Annotated in this window: 17 protein-coding genes; 5 read left to right on the top strand and 12 right to left on the bottom strand. The window is 35.5% G+C overall.

Features of this window, described 5'->3' with window-relative positions:
• Positions 1 to 300 (top strand): 4Fe-4S dicluster domain-containing protein (locus ACKI3Q_RS03075; RefSeq protein WP_407414143.1); only part of this gene is annotated, 300 nt, incomplete at its 5' end.
• 89 nt (positions 301 to 389) lie between these two features.
• Here the strand turns inward: ACKI3Q_RS03075 and ACKI3Q_RS03070 are convergent.
• The gene (locus tag ACKI3Q_RS03070; RefSeq protein ID WP_407414141.1) at positions 390 to 3284 is read right to left on the bottom strand and encodes a DEAD/DEAH box helicase; all 2895 of its coding nucleotides are present in this window, start codon (positions 3282 to 3284) and stop codon (positions 390 to 392) included.
• A 147-nt stretch (positions 3285 to 3431) separates the two neighbouring features.
• Here ACKI3Q_RS03070 and ACKI3Q_RS03065 point away from each other — a divergent pair, with 147 nt between their 5' ends.
• Genes ACKI3Q_RS03065 through ACKI3Q_RS03055 form a run of 3 tightly spaced genes read left to right on the top strand, consistent with a single transcriptional unit; the run spans position 3432 to position 7781 of the window.
• Positions 3432 to 5873, top strand: a complete 2442-nt coding sequence (locus ACKI3Q_RS03065) for a UvrD-helicase domain-containing protein (protein ID WP_407414139.1) — start codon at positions 3432 to 3434, stop codon at positions 5871 to 5873.
• Between the two features lie 12 nt (positions 5874 to 5885).
• Positions 5886 to 7079 (top strand): PD-(D/E)XK nuclease family protein, encoded by a 1194-nt coding sequence (locus ACKI3Q_RS03060; RefSeq protein WP_407414137.1) that lies wholly within the window; start codon positions 5886 to 5888, stop codon positions 7077 to 7079.
• Positions 7080 to 7106: 27 nt separating this feature from the next.
• On the top strand, positions 7107 to 7781 hold the full coding sequence (locus tag ACKI3Q_RS03055; RefSeq protein WP_407414135.1) for a DUF169 domain-containing protein: 675 nt from the start codon (positions 7107 to 7109) through the stop codon (positions 7779 to 7781).
• Here the strand turns inward: ACKI3Q_RS03055 and ACKI3Q_RS03050 are convergent.
• From ACKI3Q_RS03050 to ACKI3Q_RS03040, 3 genes are all read right to left on the bottom strand, one after another.
• On the bottom strand, positions 7774 to 8427 hold the full coding sequence (locus ACKI3Q_RS03050) for an NTP transferase domain-containing protein (protein ID WP_407414133.1): 654 nt from the start codon (positions 8425 to 8427) through the stop codon (positions 7774 to 7776). The genes ACKI3Q_RS03055 and ACKI3Q_RS03050 overlap by 8 nt on opposite strands.
• Positions 8428 to 8451: 24 nt before the next feature.
• On the bottom strand, positions 8452 to 9702 hold the full coding sequence (locus tag ACKI3Q_RS03045; protein ID WP_407414131.1) for a hypothetical protein: 1251 nt from the start codon (positions 9700 to 9702) through the stop codon (positions 8452 to 8454).
• A gap of 68 nt (positions 9703 to 9770) precedes the next feature.
• Positions 9771 to 11054, bottom strand: coding sequence for a Mur ligase family protein (locus ACKI3Q_RS03040; RefSeq protein WP_407414129.1), 1284 nt, complete (start codon positions 11052 to 11054; stop codon positions 9771 to 9773).
• A gap of 87 nt (positions 11055 to 11141) precedes the next feature.
• On the opposite strand from ACKI3Q_RS03040, the gene ACKI3Q_RS03035 reads away from it, so the two are divergent.
• On the top strand, positions 11142 to 11537 hold the full coding sequence (locus ACKI3Q_RS03035; protein WP_407414127.1) for a nuclease: 396 nt from the start codon (positions 11142 to 11144) through the stop codon (positions 11535 to 11537).
• Between the two features lie 19 nt (positions 11538 to 11556).
• On the opposite strand, the gene ACKI3Q_RS03030 is transcribed toward ACKI3Q_RS03035, so the two are convergent.
• The 8 genes from ACKI3Q_RS03030 to ACKI3Q_RS02995 all read right to left on the bottom strand — a co-directional run.
• Complete coding sequence (locus ACKI3Q_RS03030) at positions 11557 to 14307, bottom strand: AAA family ATPase (protein ID WP_407414125.1); 2751 nt, start codon at positions 14305 to 14307, stop codon at positions 11557 to 11559.
• Positions 14304 to 15470: an exonuclease SbcCD subunit D gene (locus ACKI3Q_RS03025; RefSeq protein WP_407414123.1), complete on the bottom strand. Its 1167-nt coding sequence runs from the start codon at positions 15468 to 15470 to the stop codon at positions 14304 to 14306. The genes ACKI3Q_RS03030 and ACKI3Q_RS03025 overlap by 4 nt, the downstream gene beginning before the upstream one ends.
• Positions 15471 to 15596: 126 nt before the next feature.
• Positions 15597 to 17117, bottom strand: coding sequence for a helicase HerA-like domain-containing protein (locus tag ACKI3Q_RS03020; protein ID WP_407414121.1), 1521 nt, complete (start codon positions 17115 to 17117; stop codon positions 15597 to 15599).
• 4 nt (positions 17118 to 17121) lie between these two features.
• On the bottom strand, positions 17122 to 18174 hold the full coding sequence (locus ACKI3Q_RS03015; RefSeq protein WP_407414119.1) for a DNA double-strand break repair nuclease NurA: 1053 nt from the start codon (positions 18172 to 18174) through the stop codon (positions 17122 to 17124).
• 66 nt (positions 18175 to 18240) lie between these two features.
• Positions 18241 to 18993 (bottom strand): geranylgeranylglyceryl/heptaprenylglyceryl phosphate synthase, encoded by a 753-nt coding sequence (locus ACKI3Q_RS03010; protein ID WP_407414145.1) that lies wholly within the window; start codon positions 18991 to 18993, stop codon positions 18241 to 18243.
• Positions 18994 to 19135: 142 nt separating this feature from the next.
• On the bottom strand, positions 19136 to 19282 hold the full coding sequence (locus tag ACKI3Q_RS03005) for a 50S ribosomal protein L40e (protein WP_058739021.1): 147 nt from the start codon (positions 19280 to 19282) through the stop codon (positions 19136 to 19138).
• A 183-nt stretch (positions 19283 to 19465) separates the two neighbouring features.
• A complete protein-coding gene (locus ACKI3Q_RS03000) occupies positions 19466 to 20917 on the bottom strand; it encodes a sodium-dependent transporter (RefSeq protein ID WP_407414117.1) in 1452 nt (483 codons plus the stop codon).
• Between the two features lie 518 nt (positions 20918 to 21435).
• Positions 21436 to 25326: hypothetical protein (locus ACKI3Q_RS02995; protein ID WP_407414115.1), on the bottom strand; the 3891-nt coding region annotated here is incomplete at its 5' end.

Here is a 25326-nt window from a genome sequence, read left to right as displayed (position 1 = left end):
CTCTATTCAAAAGTAGCTGTTCCATGTAGCGAATGCGGATACTGCATTGATGCATGTCCTGAAAAGATTCCAATTCAGGAATACTTCTCCCTATACAACAAAAGCAAAGTTCAGCCCGAGTCAAATATCTACAAGAATTACTTTGACAAACTAGGAGATGAAAAAGTACCTGCCAATAAGTGCACCAACTGTAAAACATGCCTTGATTACTGTACCCAACACATTGACATACCTGAAGAGCTTAAAAAAGTATGCGAACACTTTAAAGAAGGTTTCAGCGCTTATTCTGGTGCACCTTAAAAACCCCTAAAAACCATCCCCTCATTTTTTAAAATAATTTGTATTGATTTAAAAATAGCTATTCTAATGAAAAATATATATTTTTCATTTTAAGACAGTTCCTTAATTAATTCACGAACCATCTCATTATTTTTATCTAACTTGGAAGCTTTTCGAGCATATTCCATTGCTTCTGTAAATAGTCCACCTCTTCTGTAGACAAAACCCATCAATGCAGTTGCCTCAACATGAGTATCATCAATAGTCAGCAGATTTTCAAGCAGTTCCCTTGCAGTATCCAAATCACCCTGGATAAAGAGATTATATGCCTCTTCATATAATGTATCAACATCATCAAATGATTTTCCATTGTCAATTTCTTCAAAGGTATCATCTTTATTTTCAATAGTTTTATGGCTAAATTCAACCTTTGCCGGAGCAAATTGCATTTTCTGCAGCAGTTCTGCAGCATTGGTATTTGATGGGGAAATCTTAAGTGCTTTTCTTGCATAATAGGTTGCAACATCCTCTATTCCCTGTTCATATAGGACATGAGCCATCAACAGATTTGCATTCAGGTTATTTGCATCATCATTCAATATCTCGTGAAGCAAATCCTTTGCCTGTGAATATTGGTGTTCGGTGTAGAAATCCAATGCCTGAGCATATAAATCATCATCGCGACTGATTATCTCCTCAGTCACTACCTTGGAGTCATTTTTTAATGATTCATCAAGCATATACTGCAGGATATATTCAGTTGCCTTTTTGTGAAGGGGCTTGTTATCGTTTCCGCATTTAGGTGAATAAATACAAGAAGGACAGCCGTTTCTGCATTTGCAGTTCTTAATCAGATTCAGGGTTGATTCCAATAGCTCTATAAAGACATCAACCGCCTTTTCAGATATTCCGATTCCACCCTCGTATCCGTCATAGATAAATATTGTTGCATCTTCGGTGTCCCTGTGATATGCCGTTGACATTCCTCCTATATCAAAGCGGTCACACATTACCTGCAGAGGAAAGAGACCAATCAGCGCATGCTCTGCCCCGTGAAGCCCTCCTTCAAAGACTTCATCATCATCAGGATATAGCCTTTTCAGTTCATCCTTTATGCTTTGAGGTATTGTAAACCACAGTCCTTTTGTTTTGAATTTTAGCGGAGGCAAATCAAGAGGATACATTCCAAGGACTCTAGAATGCTGCATCTTTTTGTATTTGTAATAGTCCTTCTTAACGTTCAGCTCTCCAAAATGGATTGTCAAATTTCCATACTGCCTTTTGAATTCCTTCGATACGACATTGACCTCAGTATCGTTCAATACCATGGTATGGTAATCGACATTTTTCTTGGAAACGTTAACAAATCCTGATTTTAAATTGATATTGTCTACGGTATAGGTTTCTCCCTTATTGATGAGAATTGCACCTTCATGGGCTTCACGGTAAACCTGAGAGCGTTCCATTGTCTCCAGTAATCTTCCATTGTTCATTATCTTAAATTCTTCTGAGGATATCTGGTCCAGAGAATGGTTGAATGCAGGATTGTCATCATACTTGTAGGTGTAATTGCCAAGCCTTGAGAGGTAGAGGTCATCATTTTCAACCATTTCATCCAAAACGTCATCGGATATGTTGAAGTATGTCATTGCCTCTCCCTTTTTAAGAGGAAGCTCATTGGCCGCACACAAAAGGTGGGCTTTCTGAAGTATCGGGTTTGATAAATCTATGATGGCCTTTTCCTGAGGTTTGGAGAAAAATGCCTTTGGATTGTTCATGTAATACTGGTCCAGCTGATTTTCAAATGCAAGCAAAATTGCCAGAGACTTCTGATTGCTTCTGCCTGCCCTTCCGCTTTGCTGCCAGGTGGACATCATGGTTCCTGGGAATCCTGATATGATAACCGCATCAAGCGAACCTATATCAATACCCAGTTCCAGCGCGTTTGTACAGGTAACCCCCAAATATTTACGTGTTTTTAATCCTTCCTCTATTTCACGTCTTTCTTCCGGCCTATAACCTGCACGATATGCTGCAATACGGGAATTGTCCAGTTTACCGTCAGTCAATTTAGCATCCTTTTTAGACCACATTGCAATCAATTCAGTAATCTTTCGTGAAACTGTAAAACAGAGGGTCTGAATATTCTTAAGCATCAGATAACGGAAAATGTCTGCAGTCACTACATGAATTGACGGTGCTGAGGATTCTGCAGAATTCCTGTAATTTTTAAATGGATTGAATAAAATGAAATCCTTTTCACCGCTGGGGGATGTATCGTTGTCTATTAATGTGAATTCCTCTCCGGTTAACTTATTGGCAAGTTCCAGAGGATTGGCCAGAGTTGCTGAAGACAGGATAAACTGAGGATTGGACCCGTAAAAGTTAGCAATCCTCTTTAATCTTCTGATTAAGAAAGCCACATTTGAACCGAAAACTCCTCTGTAATAATGGGCCTCATCTATTACAATGTATTTCAGATTGCGGTAAAATCTCTCCCACTGATGGTGCCAGGACAGGATAAGATGAAGCTGATATGGATTTGTGAGGATAACCCTTGATTTCTGGCGAATGTTATATCTCTGGGATTTTGGAGTGTCTCCGTCATATGTTTCAGGCTTGATATCAATGTCCAAATCCTTTTCCAAATCCTTTAAAACATTCAGCTGGTCATTTGATAGTGCCTTTGCAGGATAAATATAAAGGGCTGTGGCCTTTTCATCTTCTATTAATGAATCCATAATCGGCAAATTAAATGCCAAAGTTTTACCTGAAGCTGTTGTTGTAGTCAGAATGACATTTTCATTCCTTTTAATGGCTTCATAGGTATCGGCCTGGTGATTATATAATTTAATCTCTTTAGAATCCAGGTAATCGATGATTTTATCATTTAAATCAGGTACTTTTTTGAAACCAGCTTTCTTAGCAGGTATGGTTTCAACATGGGCAATATGATCCCTAAACCTAACATCATTTTTAAATGCATCAATTGGAGAGTCTAACATAATAATCTTAAAAATAGCTTTTCAGATATTATATTAATTTAATATAATATTTAAATTATTCGTGGATTAGTAATCAAATGCTCTCTAATTATTTATATAATAATTAAATAAATAGATATTATTGAATAAATTTTTAAGGAAAATACAATGATTAGTTATGAAGAATTTGAAGATATAGTGGTAAATATTTTGAAAAGAGATATTTCATCCAACCATGACCAGAAAAAAGCTATTCGTTCAAAGGCAGATGAAGGACTTTTTATTGTAGCAGGACCAGGATCAGGGAAAACAACAGTAATCGTGCTTAAAATATTGAAATACATATTTGTCGATGACATCAGGCCTAACGAGATACTTGCAACAACATTTACAAAAAAGGCTGCAGACGAATTATACTCCCGTATTCTCGGATGGGGAGATGAAATCAAGAACTATCTCGTCGATAATGCAGGAGATGACTTTGACAGACTTATTGCAATTAACAGAATCGATTTCAATCAGCTGACAATTGGAACTACAGACAGTATCGCCCAGGAACTTTTGCGTGTTCACAAGGAACCCGGAACAAATCAGGAAGTCGTCATTGAAGAGTTTGTTGCCAAATTTGCAATGGTCAAGATACTTTTGAAAGATAACAGATATCTGAATGAAAACCTGAGGGGCTATCTTACAAGCTTTACAAAAAAGGAAAAACTAAAAGAAGCATCCCAAATGAGTGAAATCCTTCTTGAACTAAAGAATAGAATGTATTATGACCAGATTGACTTTGATGAATTCTACAACAACGTCGGTGAAGGCAGCGGCGCAGAAATTGCGCTGGATTGTATCAAAGAATATGAAGAAGAGCTCAAAAGCAGAAACATTATCGATTTTGCAATGCTTGAGTCCAAATTTCTGGATTCACTTAGAAATGATAAACTCGACATCTTTCTGGACGACTTGAAAATCATTCTAATAGATGAATATCAGGACACAAACCTGATACAGGAAGAGATTTACTTTACAATGGCTCAGTCAGCAATTGCAAACGGAGGAAGCATTTCAGTTGTAGGGGATGACGACCAGTCATTATACCGCTTCAGAGGAGCAACAGTTGACCTGTTTACCAATTTCAAATTCAGAGTCAAAGAAAAGCTCGGCATTGACGTTGAAGAAATTAATTTAAGGACAAATTACCGTTCAAGCAAAAATATCATTAATCACTGCAACCGGTTTGTAGAGATTGATCGGGAATATCAGAATGCAAGGGTAGAGGATAAGCCAAAAATCATCGCTCCGGAACTTGAAAAGTACAATATGCCTATTTTGGGACTGTTCAGAAACAATGTTCAAATGCTGTCAAAGGATTTGGCAAAACTGGTTAACGATCTGATTAACAATGGTGAAACTTCACTGAAAGTAAATAGGGTCATTGATGATGAATACTTTAGAAAGCTAGAAAAATGCAGAACAAATGAGGAAATAAAGCAGATTAAGCAGGACAGTGCCCAAAAGGCAAGAAGCATTGACAACATAACCATCAGATTAGATGAGGAAGAGGGTTCTGCTTCCGACATAGCTGTCTTAACATATTCCCCAAAGGAGATGAGCCATGGAAGTCATACATTAAACGGCCATATAAGAAATCAGCTTAAGAAATTGCGAAATCCTATTGAAGTATTCAATCCTAGAGGCCGTGACCTGCAAGAGATTAAGGAAGTTGCAATATTCTGCGGACTGATGCTGGAATGCATAGATCCTGAATCCAAAATACAAAAGTCAGACAAGCAACTGCCGACATTAGGCAAGAGAAATATGCAACGCTGGAGATATGAAGCTCGCGAATACATTAAATTAAATCCTGAGCCTCATGAACCATTTGACCTTAACACCTTTGTGATAGACTGGCAGAGAAGAAATCCAAGGGGATATGACAAATGGCCGGACAGAGCCAATTTGATGGAGCTTGCATATAAACTGGTAACCTGGCTTGACTTTCTCCAGGAAGATGCTGAAGGGGTGGTTTATCTTGAAGCTATAACACAGTCAATTACCCAAACAGGATTTTTCAACAAATATTCTGCAAATATAGTATTTACTTCTCCCGAAGCCGAAAGGGCGTCCATTCTTGAAGCCATCTGGAATATCTTCCTGCCAATAGCTACAGGGGACGTTTCAATAGATGAGGCATTGCTTGAAACATTGCCTTCAAACAGGCTGAACATAATGTCCATTCACCAGTCAAAAGGTCTGGAATTTCCTCTGGTGATAGTTGACGTCGGATCCAAATTCAAGAATAACGACGTGCGAACACAAATGCAGAGATTTCCTAAAAAGGAACCTGACCATACTATCATGGAAGAAAGTATTAGAAAATACAGTGAACTGGGTGAAGATGAGAGAAGCGAAAAGGACAAATCCTTTGATGACTTGACAAGACTTTATTTTGTAGCATTTTCAAGAGCGGAACATGTTTTGATACTGATTGGATTGAACAAAGCAATTGACGGCTATTCATATAAACAAAAGCATGCATCAATTCCAAATGTTGCGCTTGGTTGGAGCAGAGATGAGCATCAAAAAGGATTTAAGGAGATATATTTAATATAGAGGAGGAATTTAATGAGATTATCATCAAAATCAAAGCCATATATGATTCCAGAATACAGCCTTACCGGAGATTTGCTGTCATATTTAACCTGCGGACTGCAGTACAGATACCAGAATAAGGGAACATTGCCTCCTTCAATGCCTGTTCAGCTGTGGTTCGGTGAATTCATTCACGGAGTAATGGAAGAGGCATACATGAAATGGGAAAATGAAAAAACAGAGTTTCCTTGGGACTGGAAAGAAGATGTAAGGCCTATCGAGGACATAATCGATTTGAGGCTTCAGGTCCGTGGACTTTATCCTCCAGCAAACCACTTCTTTACAATAAATCATCCTGATCTGAACATGACCATCGATGATTTGAATGAATATGACCACAAAAAATTAGCTAGTGCAAGGGCTGAAAAGGCAATTAATGTATGGGGATGTGATTTATTCCCATTAATGGAATCTGCAGAGGTTTTGATTAAAGGTTTAAGGGATATGCCATATACAAAAAATGACAAACGTTCCAAATACTATGGAATTAATGGAGTTATAGATGTATTGAGCCTTATTAACATCAATGATGACAATAAAATTGTCAGATATCTTAAAGATAATAAAGAGTTCAATGAACTGATAAAAGATTATGATGAAGATGAATATGAAATCATCATTGACTATAAAGGCATGAAAAGGCCTCCATGCGATGTTGAAAACAGCAATAATGAAAACTGGGATTATCACGAAAGGCAGATTCTTACATATTCCTGGCTTAGGGAAAAACAGGAAAGCAAAAAGCCAATAGCTGGAATAATATTTTACTTAAATGAGTTGGTTCCATCCATTGAAGATTTAAAACTGATAAAAGATGATATTCATCATCATCTGACTGATGTCGGAGACAGTGAGGAATATGAAAATGATATTGAGTTAATTGAAAATTGGACTGAAGATGATGAGATGCCCAAATTAAGTGAAAAGTTCAAAGTGGACAGGTCAATCAGAATCATTCCGATTAACGATGAAAAAATCAACGATGCATTGAAAAAATTCGATGATGTTGTTGAAAAAATCGAAACATCAATAATTAAAGAAACAAACGGATGTAAAATCCAGGATGCATGGACTGCTGAAGGGGAAGAGAGAACCTGCAGCGCCTGCGATTTCAAAACATTTTGTAAAAATAACAAAAATAAAAACAAAGAATTTAAAATTCCTTAATAACAAATATATTAATAGGTGAGTAATATGAGCGATTTAGAAAAAAATCAAAAATATTGTGAAGTTATTGGCTCCAAAGTTAAATTAACTTGCAAACCGGTAGCTTTGAAATTACTTAAAAGTGAAGACGACATTCCGGAAGGCTTTGAATTAATCAGCGAAAAAGTAAGGCACTGTGAAATGGTCAGAAAAGCTTCACTTGGAGAAAAATTCTACAGTACTGTTGAAGAACAAATGTGTCTTGGTGGAGCCGGAGCTATCGGACTTAGAGAAATGCCTGAAAAATTGGCTAATGGTGAAAAATACTTTTCTTTAGGCAGATTTAAAGATTTGGAAACCGCTAAAAAATTAACTTCCAAACTATCTGTTGTTAAAGATAAATTTTGGGGTATGGCATATGCACCATTAGATGAAGCTAATTTTAAAGCTGACGTTATTCAAGTAATAACTGAGCCTGTTGGTGCAATGAAACTTGCTCAAAGTATCGTTTATGAAAGTGGTGATAAAATTAACCCTAATTTTGCAGGTATTCAGTCATTATGCGGTGATGCTTTTGCAGATCCATACATTGAAGGTGGACTTAACTTCACTTTAGGTTGTGATGGTTCCAGAAAAGCTGCTGATATTAAGGATAACGAGATGACAATTGGTATCAGTGCTGAAAAAATAGATGAAGTGATTTCCGGGCTTGAATCTATTTAATTAAGCTCAGATAATCATCATAATGATTAATATTTAATAATTCTTTTTTATTTTTTTCTTTTATTCCATAAAAGGTATAGCCATCAGCAAATATTTTTCTCAAAATCGGATTCAAGTTATCATCCTCATTTTCCAGATATTTCATCATGTTAAGTCTTGGTGCTACAAACGGCATTCCAAGGCCTTCTGCAGTATCAAGCAGTCCAGTTTTTCTTCTTCTCAAAATGGATATTGTCTTATAAGGATTTTCACACTTGTCCAGTACATCTATCATATTATTGAAAGTTTCTGTTGATACTGTCGGCTGGTCTCCGGTAACGCACAGTGCAAAATCCGAGGTGATATTTGACAAACCATTGTATAGGGAAGTTGATAAACCTACATCAATAGGATCGTTTATAATGAATTTTACAGAGTCTTCATAATTATTGGAAATATCCCTCATTATTTCATCACTGTAATGACCAAGTACCACAATGCATTCATCAATATTTGAGGATAATGTATTGTCAATGGTGGTCTCCAAAACAGTCTTATTGTTGAAAGGCAAAATAAGTTTATTCTTTACTTCCAGATTTCTGGAAATCTGATCCCTTCGCATTCTGGAATTCTTTCCGGCTGCAGTTACAATAGCTGAAATTGACATAAAAAAAGAAAAAATAGTAGGAAATTATCCATTTCCAATATTCTTTGTACCAGTTGAACTAGTAGTGAGGTTAGAAGTATTAACCTGACTAGGAGGAACATATCTAACTATTTTAGAAAATATGCACATACTAGTACCTGATCCTTCAGTCCACATTACAATTTTAACTGGATAACTATGAGTATTGGTTACTGTAATACCGCTTGCAGGGTTATATCCATACAATACTGCATTTTCAGATTCATCCATACCGACAGGCAAACTAAATCCTTCACCCAATACTGCAGATCTTAAAGCTCTAGCAGGAGGACAAACACCGTGTGCTGCACTACCACCTGGAGCTGAAGCATCATTTGCTGAACCAAATGAAACATAATCATGTCCCGTTCCGGTACAATTAGGCGGAATAACCGTATTGTTCCATGCCTCAACAAACTGGTTTGCATTGAATTCCCTTATGCTGTCACCATATTCAGGGTGTGAGTCCAAATAAGTATAATATGTTTCACCCATAATTTCAGTGGTATTACCCATATATAGAACAATAGGGGAACCTGATGGATAAGCATCGACATAATCGGAAATGTTTTTACCGAATATGCGTTCCACATCACTGTAACTGATATTATTTCTACCGTCGGAGAAACCTACAATTCCATTTTCTAATGTAAAGTTTGAGCCTACTGCTGAATCTTCGTTATACCATTCTGCAATTGCAGTAGAATTATAGAAATCATTATGGTAAGGTAAACTTCGAATTTCGTTAGCAGGAATAGATTTAATGAGTGTACCGTTTTCAACAAGGTTTACTCCAGATTCTGTTTTTGTTAAAACTTTGTACGGTTTACTGTAACCCCATATGATCTCATTTGGAGCTTTAACAGTTAACTTATCTCCATCAAAGGTTAAAAAACCAGGTCCTTTAAATCCACTTGCATGTCCACTTGAATCAATACCCTCTGACGAAATAGTAGAAAAATCAAAAGGAACAAATCCTGTTGTCAAACTCATTAAAATTCCATTTAAATCCAATGTTGTGATTTCATGTAAAATAAATGAAGGATTTCCAAGGAAAGGGGTTTGAATCATATCCTGTTCATCTAAAATTGAATCTCCGGCGAACATTGATTGTCCTACAGGCAAATTATAGGCTTCAGCAAAAGATTTGCCCGTATAATTTGTATTATGTACAAATGAAAATGCAAATAACAATATACAAACAACAAATAAAATTAAAACAATTTTAACTGATGTGTTTCTCCATTTTGAACTCATATTACAAACTCCACACTAAAATTATACATTTTATAATATGTTCATTATTACTATTTATACATAATGCATTATGAGAGTTTTTCTGAAATTAATTTAATCCTTTCTTGAATATTTATTATTGCATCTTGACCATTGCCTCCAATCAGCATTGCCTCCTCATGTGAAAATTCAGCAACATAAGCAATAATGTCATCCAGAGAAGTGGCAGTCAATATTCTACCCCTATATTTCATGTAATTCAGACGGTAAAGAACCAGATCAAGGTTATCATCCAAACCAGGGAAAACTACAATGACTTCAGGATTATATTTAACTGCCTCATCAACAATGTCAAGCCTGTGGTTTTCATGAACTCTTGGAGTGCCTATGAAGATAGCGTAAAAGTCTCTTTCGGAGAGAACAGATTTTAATGCATCTGAATTGTCTGTTTTTCCAACATAAACCAGAGAATCATTAATTTTATAAACATCCAAACGGCCACTGACAGCTTCAAAATCAGATAATGTACTTTTAATTACATCTTTAGAGACTTTCAATTCAGTGGCGATAGCTCTAGCCAATCCTGCATTTAACCTATTGAATTTACCGAAGACCTTTAACTCGTCCTGATATTCAAAATAGGAAATATGTTTTGATGAAACCTCCTTAAAGTTACTGTTGAAATCCTGGTTATATGCTGTAAAAATTTCTTTATCAGCAAAAAACCTGACCAAAGAATCTTTATAGTTGGCAATGGTCTTGTGAACGTCCATGTGGTCATTGCCTATATTTGTTAAGCCTACCATATCAAAGTCAAAGGCATAATTGCAGAAATCCAATGTCATGTCACAGACTTCAACCAGAAGAATGTCATAGTCCCCTTTTTCGGCTTCGAGCATTAAATCATAATATCCTGAAAAGCCTCCGCCACCGTTTCCGCCGACAAGAACTTTCTTTCCGGCATTTTCCAAAATGGATTTCAACATGTGAACTGTTGTGGTTTTACCGTTGGTTCCGGTAATGCCTATGGTGAGAAGTTTCTTATGTTTAGGTAAAACATCACTTAAAAGGTTGCCTTCGCTCAAGAGCTTATTTGCAAAAGACCCGCCAAACATGCTGGGACTGATGGCAATTGCATCACATTCATCAATAGCTTCAGAATTTGTGAATCCCAAATCCAAAGTTAAATCATCGGAAACAATAGAAAAAGTTTCTCCACTATCTAAAAAATTCAAAGAAATACCTGGTAATTCCAAATCAGATAAGTCAATATTACTATTTAAATCACTTGCATAAACTTCCCATCCATGTTTTAAAAGTGAATTAACTGCCTTTTTACCTTCAACACCTAAACCAATAACCGCCGCCTTCATAAAAAACAAAAACCTTAAAATAAATTATACTAAATATAATAATAATTTAAATATTTTATAAAATATATTTTTTGATTGGTGATGAGAATGTTCGAAGAGGATAAGGACGATAAGATTTACAATTTAATCATTAGTAATGGAATTGATAAAACTGGAGAATACCGTCAGTTCACACAAAAGCTTTTTGAAAAAGTAGACTTCCTATGGAAAGAATCCATTACCGGAGCATATGCATCAGCAGGAGAAGAATTCTATAAAAAAATAGATAGGATAATCATACTTGCAGGATTATACAGTGACAATAAGGAAAAATTCGACGAATTGGTTGAAGCAGCAGAAAGGTATGATATACCAATAGTTCTTGTAAGACCATATGGACTTGAAGAAGTTCCTGAAGAACTCGAATCAAAAGCTGCGACAATAGTCGGATGGAATGGAAACTGCATTGTCGATTCCATCAAAAGTTCAGACGAATTAATTTAAAAAAAATAGTAAAAAAAAATTAATTTACTATTTTTGAAATTCCATTTTCTTTTTCTACCTTAATCAGATTATCCGCAGCACTTTCAAGCTGATTTTCATGTGTTACAATAATCATTTGCGGTAGCAGAGACATTTCTTTTAATAGATTAATTAATTCATGCCTTCTTGCATCATCCAAATGAATTGTAGGCTCATCCAATAAGATAGTTTCAAGATCACCTTTTGCCATTGATTTTGTGATACCCAATCTTAAAGCCAATGCAATAGCTATTTTTTCACCACCACTAACCATGGACATTGATGATTCTCCTTCAGGACCTCTTACGACAACATTATAATCTTCATCCAATGTCAAATCGGAATAATTGAAATTGAAGTCATCGAAGAATTTTTTAGTATTTTTCTGTATGACTGGTCTTGAATTGTTCCTTAACTCTTTTTGAATTCCATTCTTACCATATAATTCACGGATATCCTTTAACAAAACAAGATACTGTGAAATGCTGTCATACTCTTTTTGGAACTTTTCATTGTTTTTGATTTTTTCAGATAAAGTTTTATGAACATTGATAAGTTCTCTGGCCCTTCCCTTAATTTCGGATAGCTCAGTGCTGAATGATTCATATCTTCTTGCATACATTTCATCACGATAGATAATCTGTTCGTATTTTTCCTTATCGTAGGTTGATGCATCGATTTTATTCCGAATAATTTCCAGTTGATTATTGGAAACACCAATATCCTCTTTGATAGAATCAAATTGAGCAGTGAAAGAGCTTTTATTTTGAACGAAACCCTTGAGCTGATTGTATTCTTCGTTTTTCTCTTTCAAGTCATCGATACGTTCCTTAAGTTCAATGTTGTCCATATCCCCACTTAAGTGAGAGTCATTTTCAATAGCTAACTTGATATTCTGAACATGAACATCAATGTCATTTTTAACCTGTTTCAGCTTATATTCAACTTCAGTCTGGCTGCCCAATACATCCAAAGCACCTTTGGACTGGTTATAGTCATCATGATCCTGCTTATACTGTTCACGATTATCCTTCTCCTTAGCAATTTCCAGAATCAGTTCACCTAACTTGTTTCCGATGTAATCTTTAGAATCAAGACCCTCATCGATTTCAGCCAAACGCACCAAATCCTTTTCAAGATTTGAAAATTTATATTTATACTCAAGGATATCTTCAGATAGCTTTTTAACTTTGGACTCCTTATCCTTATAGCTATCCTTGTTTTTTGTAAACATACGAATGTTTTCTTCATTCTCTTCAATCGCCTTGGTATTATCTTCAATATTCTTTTTATACTGGGTTATCAGTTCTTCCTTTTTGGCCTCATCAATATCTGACTGACAGACAGGACATTTATTGTCAACGCCATCCAGCTCCTCCAATGGTTTTTCACTGGCTTTGATGGCCTGTTTAAATGCAACGATTTCCTCTTTTTTAGATGAGATATCATCGTTCATATCTTCAATTTTTGCTGAAATTTCATCCAAGAAATCATTGGTAACATCACCCAATTTTTTCAAGTTATCAACAGATGTCAAATCATTCTGAGGGACACCATACTCAAGCAGTTTTTCTTTGGAAAGTGAGAAGAACTTTTCAATATCATTTCTATCTGACTCGATTCCTTTCAAGAGATCTTTCTTATCCTTTTCAAGCTGGGTAAGGGTAGCCAATTCCTTTTCCAATTCAACTTTCTTATTATTCAATTGAGTAATCTGTTCATCAGATTTCAAATAATCATTATATCCCTGCTTTTTAGCATGAATGAGCTTTTTTTGTTCCTTGATGGAATCTATCTTATCTTCCAACTCAATTTCGGATTCCTTTAATGACTGGATACTGACAACAGACTTTTCAAAATCAAGATAAACATCCAACTTGGATACAAACTTCTCGAGACGTTCAATTTCCTCTTCGGCTTCACGAATCTTATCAAGGTTTTCCTGAACAGTATTCTTATCCTTTTCAAGCTTCTCCAAAGTTTGCTTTTCATTAGTCAGATTATTCATTTGAGTTTCATAAATTTCCTTTTCACGTTCCATTGTACGTTTGCTTTCGGAAATTTCATCCCTCAACTGCTTAACCTCTTTAATTTGTGATTCAAGCTCAAGACCCCTGTCCTTCATTTCATTGAGCTCTTTGGATTTTTCATCATATTCCTCCTGAAGGGCGGATTCAGAATAAAGCATACCTTTGATTTCTGACTGCTTATTTTCATATTCATTAATCAAAGGAGACAGATTTTTCCAAGCGGTTTCAAGTGAATCAAGACCAAGCAATCTACCTATCAATCGTTTTTTCTCAGCAGGCTGTTTGTCTACCAGTTCTGCAATCTCACCTTGCCTTACATAGATTGCATTTAAAAACAGATTAGCATCCATATCCAATATTGACTGAATAGTACTGGAAACCTCTTTTTCACCTGAACATAGTGACATGAACTCTCCATCGCTTGAGGTTTTAGTCAATAGTCTGGATACTGTTTTGGATTTTGATTTGTCACGGATGATTCTGTATTCCTTACCTCTTGAGACGAAATCAAGTTCGACACTCATGTTTTCAGTATTGTTGCGAACCAGGTCATTCAATTTGTCTGCAGTATGCTGTTTGAATAATGCAAAGCTTATGGCTTCAAAAATAGAGGATTTACCTGCACCATTTTCTCCAACAATAACTGTGATTCCTTTATCGAAATTAATGATTTCATTAGCATAGGATTTGAAATTCTTTAACTTTAAATGTTTGAAAATCATTGTTCATCCTCCTCCACTTCTTCTTCGACAGCATATTTCTCATTATAAAATTCATCGATTAATTCTCTTGCCTCATCATTTCTGTCTTTGGAAAGCAATCCATACAATTCTGTAGCGAATTTTGTAATGTCTTCATCATCATAACTTTCCAATCTTGAAGACAATACTTCAATAGGACCCAATGCATTTTCCTGATCAATAATCAAATCTATGTCATCTTCGCCAGGGGTGATGAACTTAGGCCTTATCATCAATGCCAGGTCTTCTAGCTCCTCATTAATTATCTCATATGCATTGGTCGTTGAGGTTACATTGTTAACGGTCAAGTCAAGAATAGGCTTTTTATCAAAATTCCTAATCGTTTCCTTTATCTCTTCAACTCCCCTTGCCAAGTCTTCATAATCAAGGGTTCTTTGTATGAATTCACGGGGAAGCGTAATTGCAATTCTATTGACAACAGGCTTTTTACCATCCAAATCCACTATGATAAAACCCTTTCCATTTTTCCTATAATCTTCAAGTTCATTTGTTTTCCAGATTTCACTGGATCCCGGATAAACCAGTTTTCCCTCACCAAAATCATCATGAATATAGTTGTGAAGGTGTCCCATAGCATAATATGTGAAATTGTCTGGAACATCACCGATTTCCAACTCGTACTGCAAGTTAAAATACTTGTCAATGCCCTGGTGCAATACTAATATTGATTTTTCATGATTGGCTGCTTTTTTAGATAAATCTGAAAGCTTGTTTTTTAGATTCTTATATTGTGATGATGGATAAAACGGCAATCCCCCAATGAAAACATCTTTATACATATAATTTGTATTGATTGGACTGATTACCTTCAAACCAAATTTCTTGAATAATACCTGTGGAGGAATTGATCCCTTGCGCAGTACGCTATCATGGTTTCCTGCAATAGCATAAACGGGAATATTTGCATTTTTGAGTTTTATCAAACCCTTTTGAAATGTAAAAAGGGCTAAAGGAGATGGTCTTGCATTATCAAACAGGTCTCCACTATGTATTACAAAATCAACTTTCTCTTCTATTATTCTATCAATAATCTTATCAAACACTTCATAAAAGTCTTTTTCTCGTTCAAATAAACCAAATTGACGATAACCTAAATGAGTGTCTGCTAAATGTGCAAATTTCATTATATTACCTTTTTTAATTTTTGTATATAACCAATTTAAACACTTATAAAGTATTTAACTATTTTATATTTTAATGAATTAATTATATAAGATTTTTGTTTAATCTAAGGTCAATATTGACCCAAACTAATAATCATATCCCAAATCAAGACTTTCCCTTTCTTGAGACTCTATTTCCTCCTCTTCACTTTCATTGAATGATGCTAAGTCTCCAATAATATCCAAATCACCTCCAGTGCGGCGACCCTTAAACTCATCAATCTTAACTAATGTAGGCACTTTACTCATCAAACCCAAAACAATAGCTTCACCAACATTCAAAGAAGGCAATTGATTGATTAAATCCTTTGATAAAGATTCTGAAGCTGACTGGACATGTCTTTGGTCTTCAGGTTCCACAAGCCTTAGGATAATCATGTTGTTCATCTGGGACAATGCGTCATGGTCAACAGTCTTTGGAGACTGACTTACAAGACATAATCCCAATCCGAACTTACGTCCTTCCCTTGCAACCCTTTGAATCCAATGCTTGGACTGTGAATCGCGCTTATTTGGAGCCAGAATATGGGCCTCTTCTATAACGAAGAATACCGGATGGTCCAATGTTTTGTCGGATCCTCCATGGAAATAGTTTTTTCTTCTTTGAAGGGCATTCCTTAAGATATGACTTACAAGAACTTCAGCTACAGATTCATCGGTTTGGCTTAAATCCAATACATTTACCTGGCCAACCTTAATGGTTGTTAAGATATTGCCCTTGTTATTGTCAAAGAGGTTACCATACTTGTCCATTGCATCTTCAACCTTGTTGATGACATCGACTATTCTCTTATCCACATTGGCTCCCACATTTCCGTCTTCATCAAAGTTCGCTTCCTTTGTTAGAATATCCACAATCAGCTGTAGGAAATTGGAGGTATGTGCCGTTGCTCCGCTAACCATACTCTGAGCCTTATTGAAGGCTCTCCTGAAAAATCTTTCCTGAATGACTGCAGAATTCGGAATGCTGACCAGTCTTCTAATCTCATGAATGGACATGTATACAGGATTGATTTTAGGCTGAATTACATTAACATCACCATTCGGAAAATCCGCATCCCTATATTCTCCATGCATATCAAAAACAAAAATAGGTACGCTGTATGAGAGAAGCTGGTCCATCAGTACTGCAACGGTATTGGATTTACCCGCACCTGTCATTGCCAATATTGCCAAATGCCTGTTCAATATTGGATTTCCTTCCACATTGACTTCAATGTCACTTTGATTGACCAGAGTCCCCAGCCGGATAGGATTTTTAACCTTGAATACTTCATTCAATATTTCCTTGTCTGCAAGCTTTATTGGGGTTCCAGGAAGTGCAGGAGTTCTTGGCAGCTTCAAATTATCATTGACATCACCTAAAAGCTTAACCTTTCCCTTAATATAATAGTCACTGCCGCCTATGCGAGCAATCGTTTGGATTGCATCAACATCATGCAAATCAATGTTTAAAGCATCGTTTCCCCTAACCAGATTTTCAACCATTCCCAAAACCTTTTTGCCGTCATAGTCTACAGTAACATATTCACCGACCTGAGGCATCTTGTCTGAAATAAACGTTAACTCCGTCAAGGAGATTTCACCAACACAAAAACCTACTACCATTTTATCACTTCCTTAACTGTTCCCTATTTGTGGTTTCATAAATTCTACTAATCTTTAAAAGTTCATCAACATGTTTGTTTGTAATTATAACATCATTATGCGCCTTGTTAAGCAGATAGGGATAGCCTTCGGCAGAATCCCTTTTAATTATTTCAATGATTTCCGCAACCTCATCATCCTCAGCCCAATATGGAAGCTCCACCTTCAAAACATTCTTATTCTCTTCCAGCCTTACGTAAAATATCGTGAACCATAACTTGGAAAAGAACTCATCAAATACAGGGAAAGGAACTGCAATGCTGCTTTCAACCTTTTTCCTAATGATATCAGAAATTCCCTGCTTTTGAGTGAGCTGGTCCAAAATTCCAATATCCGGAGCATTGCTGCGGAACAAATCGTTATTTGATGAAGTTTTAGAGATAGAAATGACTTTTTTATTGCTCTTTAAAACTTCCCTTAAAACCAGAAGCTTTTCAATTGAAGAGAGATACAGGTCATAGACCTCATCCAGTTCCTTGGACGGGTGGGCATAGACCTGCTTTTTTATTAGAGGAAATGACAGGTCAAGATTGGACAGGTCATTAACCTTATCCACGAAATAGCTTAAAACTCCCCCATCCAGTTTTTCCTTCAGGTCTGCCGGCTGCTTTGCACCTTTCGGATAATGGTTCTGCAGGTCTCCAAATATGGATCCGTCAAAGAGATAATAATCAACATCATATTCATTAATAGCCTTCAGACAGCATTTCAACTCAAATATGGACATGTAATTTGGAATCAGTTCCTTTATGAATGGGACATGCTCCATTTCAAATATTTCTGACTGTTCAATGTTTTTCAAATCCCCATCATAAATAAGTGCCTCAGCAGAAACCGGACAGTAATTGAACATTAGAAACTTCTTAATATTGAAGCTTCCATCTCCAGCAGCTATAGAAAAATCTTTATTGCTTTTAGCAAAAGGCCTGTCAAACCATTTGCCATCTAAAGAGAAATCACTATTTTTTTCTGGTTCTGGTTGAATATATCTTCTGTTATTTAGTGCTTTAATATACAAGGATTTTAACATAATAGTTAATATGTTAATATATATAAAAAAAATTAGTGGTAGAGCAGTTGAAGACTACTCCATGGAAGCTTTTTTAATAGCTCCCGTAAGTTCTTGAATTTTAGCTTTAACATCATCGGTTTCCTCTACAACAGTACCGGTGACTATAATATCCCCGCCAGCTTTTGCTGCAGTATAAGCTGCTTTAGCATCACGGATACCACCACCAACAACGACAATCATGTCATCAGTAGCCCTTTTAGTGTATGCAACCATTTCGGGAGGAATCGGTTTGTCAGCACCGGAACCGGCTTCAATATAGAAGAATCTCATTCCTAATGCTTCGGCAGCCATTGCATATGCGGCAGGTATTTTAGGCTTGTTTCTAGGGACCAGTTTAGCATCCCCAACCCATCCGACAGTTCCACCAGGTTCTGCAACCATATAACCCATAGGCAATACTTCAATTCCGGATTTTTTAACGGATAATGCACCGAGAGCCTGTGCTCCGATTATCCAGTAAGGATTATTGGAGTTAAGATAACTCATAAAGAATATAGCATCAGCATATTTGCTTACGCTGCTTGTGTTTCCAGGAAATATGATTATAGGAACCGCAATGTTTTCGGATAATATTTTACAGGTATTTTCAACATCTTCATTATTGACAGTTGAACCACCAATCATAATACCGTCAGTACCACCTTCAATAGCCTCAGTTGCAATATTTAAAGCCTCTTCAGGTGTCTGTTCATCAGGATCAATTAAAGTAAAATGAACTTTTCTAGTTTCCAATATATTTCTAATGTACGCTTCAACATCTTTCATAGACATACCTTTATTTAAAATTATATATTAAATTAATGATTTAGAAAAAAATATTATCTATCCATTTGTCTGTAAATTCAAAAATAGGATTTTTTTTATAATAAAAATTAAAAAAATAGTAAAAAAAGAAAAGAGAATAAATCTATCCTCTTGGTTCTTTAGCTTTGTATCTTAAACCTTTGTAACCACATTTTCTACAAGTTGTTGCACCAGCAGGGTTACGAGCGTTACATTTTAAGCAGATTTTAATATTGAACATTCTGTTTTCTGCTTCTTCAAATCTTGCCATTAATAACTCCTCCTTATAATAATGAAATAATATTAAATAATCGTTATGAAGAAAATAAGACATTTCAATAATCATAACTATTAATAAATTATATTAAATTAATAGTATTTAAAGTTTTAGATATTTTCGGATATTTTCAAGTCAGAAATTGTAAATTTCAAAAAATATATGAATCCATATAAGTTAATTCTTTGATTTGGCTTTTGATAGAATTCTGCTGGTTACTAAAATTACAACTGTTAAAACAGCAAAGACTGCAAGTTCAAACATGTCAGTACCCCCAATCAAATCGAATACTCCCCAGATCCACATAAACAATAAACATACAGGCAAAATATACTTAATAATATATATCCACGGCGTATCTACTTTAAATTTACTATTTTTATTTAATAGAGACATGAGTGAATCCATATCAATATAACGTGTGAAAACTATACACTGGATAGCAATAAGAAGAATTAAACAAAAATTATTTAAAAATGTATCAACAACCTCAATAAGATAACTGCCAGCTCCAGTTGTAAAAATCAATGACAGACAGCATCCGATACATGCCAGCACGGTGACAGTTTTTTTACGAGTCCAATCAAATTTGTGCATGATTGAATTAACCATAGGCTCAATTATTGCCATTGCAGATGTTATTCCCGCAAACAAAATTGCTATGAATAAAAATGGAGCAAAGATATGTCCAACAGGTCCCATCATATTGAAAATCGTTGGGAAAACTATAAAGACCAGCCCAGTTCCTTCACTTACCAGCTGAACCATAGGTGTTCCTGAAGTTGCAGACATGTATCCCAATACTGAAAATATACCGAATGCAGTAAATATTTCAAATAAACAGTTACATGCAACAACAACAAATACATCATCTATTAATCTGGCCTTTTCAGGCAGGTAACTTGCATAGCTCATTGCAATGGCCTGGCCCATACTTAATGAAAATAGAATTTGTGAAAATGCGGCAAGCCAGATTTCGACTTTTGTTAAAGAGTTCCAGTCAGGATTCAGCAAAGTGTTGATACCTATGGATGATCCGGGAAGAAAAATTGAATAAACAATAATTATTGCCATCATAAGAAAAAGAGCAGGTATTATGATTTTTGAAAACCTACCGATGCCTCGGCTTAAATCCTTATGGGAAATATACCATACCAAAAACCAGATTACCAAAACAGCGATGAGAGTTGGAATCATAAAGGATGTTATATGTGATAAGTCATTGTTTCCTCCAACAGAATTTGCAAAGTAAAGTGCCGGATTATTTCCCCATGAAAAATTAGCGCTTGAAATTAAATATATCAAATCCCAGCCAACAATAACAACATAATAAATACCAACCATGAATACAATCAGGACCAGAATCCAGGATACGAGTTCCAATTTGGGATTTATTTTCTTAAAAATATTTGGAAATGAATCCTTATATGAAAAGCCTATTCCATATTCCAAAATTAAAAATGGAATACCCATGAGAAAAATTGCAACAAGATAAGGGATGAAGAATGCTCCACCACCATTGGAATAAAGCACATAACTGAAACGCCAAATATTACCTAATCCGACAGCAGCCCCAACCATTGCCAGAATAAATGACAATGGAGAATCCCATTTATTAACTTCACTCATAAATCTTCCTCAATTCTTTTTTTTATCCCAAACCCGTATCTTTTAAAAACACGAAATTATGATAAACCAAAATAATTATTTCATACTGTACAGTTACAGGTAGTATAATATATATTTTACAAAATATTTAAAAGTTAATGCAAAATATAGAAGAATCTAACAAATGTGTTAACTACAGAATTGAAAAAATAATAAATTTTAATCTGCACATGTAGATTAGATATTGATGATATTTATTTTTATTTTATGAAATCAATCAGATGAAATATACCTACATTAATTTATGACAGAATTTCTATAACAATTAAAAATATTAACCGAAATTTTAATTAAACGGCATGGAAGAATGTCCGAAAATATCTTTTCTAAATTTTTTCTTTATCATTTTTTTATTTTTGCCATCAAATAAAAAAAATGAAACAAATTATGCAATGATATACACAAACTAAAAAAAAATTAAAATTAAATCTTCAAAATAAAAAAAAGTAGGAGTTTTATAAAAAACTCCCAAAAACATTTTATTGTTTTCTACGTATTGCACAGACACCAACAGACAACAATACTACAAGCAACATCATTAATGGGTTACCAGCTTCTCTTAGTCTGACATCAGCTTTATGAGGAACAACCGTATCATTTTGTTCCGGTACAGGAGGTTCGATAACTTCGATTGTTACATTATCAAAGCGTGATGTATCATTTTCGAATTCCTGATCGCAATCCACAACAACGAAGTTGGTGATTTCACCTAACTTAATAACTTGAACTACGATGTTCAATACTCTGGTTTCACCAGGATTGAGAACACCAATGTTCCACATACCGAAATAGGAGTCATACTGACCATTACTATCATCGGAAATATAATTTAAGCCGTAAAGTAAATCTTCATATACAATAACTCCGGTTGCAGTTGTTTTGCCGATATTGCTTATTGTAATTGTGTATACAACCAAATCACCTAAGTAAGGTCTTGTGTTGTTTACTGTCTTGGTCACTTTGATGTCTACCTTATCAAGATCTTTAACATTGATGGTTACATTGTCTTTGGCATCATCAGGGTTAGTTATATCTTGAGTGGAATTTACATCAACGAAGTTAGTGATTTCTCCAACCTTGTTAACTCTGACTTTAACAGTCAAGGTTGCAGTTTCGTTAGCTTGTAACTCACCAACATTCCAGACACCAGTAGTAGGGTTGTATTTACCTGCGCTGTTATCAGAGACATAGACAACTCCATCAGGCAGTTTTTCATTAACAACAACACCAGTTGCATTGGAAGGACCGTTGTTAACGACAGTAACTGTGTATTCAATTACATCGCCGATTGTCGGATTAGTTTCATTTACTGATTTGTTTACAGTCCAGTCAACTAATGAATGTACATTCAAGACCACTTCATCATGGTTGTTTGAAAGATTTGAATCTTTTTCATGTTCAGATACATCACCGTCAACCACAATAGTTCCGTCACGAATTACACGAGCCTTAATGGTTGCAGAAACTTCCTGACCAGGAGCCAAGTAATCAAGTTCGAAAGTACCGTCTTCATTGATTCTTAATATGTCGGATAAAGCATATGCCAATAGATCACCTGAATGGAAAATAATATCCTTGGAGTCTATTGAAATGATTTCCAATCCATTTAAGAAGTCCCTATTTAATTTACCTACAATTTGAGTTGCGGTTGAAGGACCGTTATTCTTAAGTGTTAAATTAATAACAACTATGCCGTTAATGTCAGGTGTAGCGTTATCAACACTTAAATCAATAGCAACATCAACAAGAGGCAATACACTAACAGATGTCTTGTTGGATGTAGCGATTTGACTTTCGTCAGATGATACGTGAGCCCAGTTGACATAATCTCCATCGTTTTTAGCTCTTACCTGTACCCAGACAGTGTAACCAGTACCGCTTCTAAGATCAGGAATGTCCCATTGAATCTTATTGAGGTCATATACCCAATAACCTTCACTGGCATCAACAATTTCGAAGTCCACATTTAATATATCATCGATTGCAACTCCAGTTGCATTGGAAGGTCCATTATTAAATACAGTAATTGTAAAGTTGATTAAGTCTCCGACATAAGCGGTAGATACATCAGCTTCTTTAATAATAGTCCATACAATCTCAGGTCTGACAGTGATATTGTCACTGGTATCGGTAACTTCAGTAGTGTTTTCATCTGCATGAGCAGAAGCAACATTAGCAAAAGTACCGTCAGTCAAGAGATTGACAATAACATAAACTTCAGCGGATTTTCCAGCTTCAATTCTTTCGATATTCCAGGTCACAGTGCGTGTAGCAGCATCATAACTGCCTCCTTCTATATGTTTGAATGCATTATCTAAAACATCACTTACAGCAACGTTGGTTGCATCAGACAAACCATTGTTTGTTACGACAATAGTGAATTCGACATTGTCTCCAACTTTGGCATAAGTTACGTTTGAAGTTTTAGTAATGTTTAATCTGACATCAGGAAGAGCAGTCACATTAGTACTGTTTGCAGGAACATCAGTTGTATTTTCAGTTGAATGAGCAACAACCGCATTGGCAACAGTACCGTTATTAATAACTTTAACAGTTAATAATAATGATTTGCTTTCGCCAGCTGCAAGAGCATCTACATTCCAAACTTTGGTAACATTGTTCCAGCCTGCATCGCTTGCACCGGTAACGACAACAAGATCAGATAATTTTTCTGAAACACTGACATTAGTAGCGCCGGATACACCATTGTTGGTTACAGTAATATTGTAGACAATTTCATCTCCGACATAGACTTCTGTAATTTCTCCTACAATTGTTTTTGTAATGTTCAATTTGACATCAGGTAAAACATCAACACTAGGAGTCTCATTAGTAACAGGAGTGTCATTTTCATCAGACTTAGCAGTTACATTGTTAGCAATAGCGCCTTCAGCAGTAACATGAACGGTTACAGTTAAGGTTACACTATCACCAGCAGCAACGCTGTCAATAATCCAAACACTGCCTGAATACTCGTTACCATCTTGGTCAGTACAGCCAGTAATTACACCATTACCTTTGATAATATCTTCAACTTCAACATTGAAAGCATCAGAAACACCGTTATTGCTTATGACAATGACGTAAGTAATGTTATCATCAGCATAAATATCACCAGTAGTAACTAACTCTTTAGTAATGTTCAATTTAACATCAGGTTTAACCGGAACTTCAGGAGTATCCTCAGTAACATTAGTATCATTTTCCTTGGAAGTAACAACAACACTATTAGCAATAGTACCATTAGCAAGCACATGAACAGTCACAGTTAAAGTAGCATTCTTACCAGCAGCAATAGAATCAATTGTCCAAACACCACTGTCACCATAATCTTTACCATCCTGATCAACACACTTGGTAATTTTACCATCACCTTTAATATTATCAATCACTTTAACACCAGTAGCCTCAGAAACACCGTTATTGCTTATGACAATTACATAAGTAATGTTATCATCAGCATAAATATCACCAGTGGTAATTAACTCCTTGGTAACATTTAATTTAACATCAGGTTTAACTGGAACTTCAGGAGTTTCATCAGTAACATTAGTATCATTTTCCTTGGAAGTAACAGTAACATTGTTAGCAATAGTACCATTAGCAACCACATGAACAACAACAGTTAAAGTTACACTATCACCAGCAGCAACACTAGGAATAATCCAAGAACCACTGTCACCATAATCTTTACCATCCTGATCAGTACAGCCAGTAATTACACCATAACCTTTGATAATATCCTCAACCACAACATTAGTAGCCTCAGAAACACCATTATTACTTACAACAATTACATAAGTAATATCGTCACCAGCATAAATCGGACCAACAGTAATTAAATCCTTAATGACATTTAATTTAACGTCTGGTTTAACTGGAACTTCAGGAGTTTCATTAGTAACAGGAGTGTCATTTTCATCAGACTTAGTAGTTACATTGTTAGCAATAGTACCTTCAGCAGTAACATGAACAATCACAGTCAAAGTAACACTATCACCAGCAGCAACACTAGGAATAATCCAATAACCACTATCACCATAATCATAACCAGATTCATCAGTACAGCTAGTAATTACACCATAACCTTTGATAATATCCTCAACCACAACATTAGTAGCCTCAGAAACACCATTATTACTTACAACAATAACGTAAGTAATATTATCATCAGCATAAATATCACCAGTAGTAATTAACTCCTTAGTAATATTCAATTTAACGTCTGGTTTAACAGTAACTTCAGGAGTCTCATTAGTAACATTAGTATCATTTTCCTTAGAAGTAACAGTAACATTGTTAGCAACCATACCAGCAGCAGTAACATGAACAACCACAGTTAAAGTAACACTATCACCAGCAGCAATAGA

It is taken from the genome of Methanobrevibacter sp. (assembly GCF_045636185.1).
Classification (GTDB): Archaea; Methanobacteriota; Methanobacteria; order Methanobacteriales; family Methanobacteriaceae; genus Methanocatella.
This window is presented reverse-complemented; position numbering and strand designations above follow the sequence as displayed.